The following is a 302-nucleotide window of genomic DNA, read 5'->3' as shown; positions in this document are numbered from 1 at the left end:
GGCACCCGGAAGATGCGGCAGATTTCTTCCAGCTGGAATTTACGGGTTTCCAGGAACTGGGCATCTTCGGCCGATAAACTGATTTGATGCCATTTCAGCCCCATTTCCAGAATGAGCGGCTTGTGCGCATTCGCCAGCCCCTGATGTTGCGCTTCAAAATCGGTTTTCAGACGGTCAAAGGCCTCATCCGTCAGTTTCTCATCCGTTTGCAGTACCCCGCTGGTGACGGCCCCGTTACCGAATAACCGTGAACCGTGCTCTTCGGTCGCCAGTCCTAACCCGATCGCTTGCCGCGCATAGGC

The 302-nt window shown here is 55.6% G+C and carries 1 protein-coding gene; it reads right to left on the bottom strand.

Annotated features, from left to right (window positions below):
- On the bottom strand, window positions 1–302 hold a 302-nt coding region (locus AAC147_RS12200; protein ID WP_047686743.1), incomplete at both ends, for a phage portal protein.

Source organism: Xenorhabdus sp. NBAII XenSa04 (assembly GCF_963866145.1).
Taxonomy (GTDB): domain Bacteria; phylum Pseudomonadota; class Gammaproteobacteria; order Enterobacterales; family Enterobacteriaceae; genus Xenorhabdus; species Xenorhabdus indica.
This window is presented reverse-complemented; position numbering and strand designations above follow the sequence as displayed.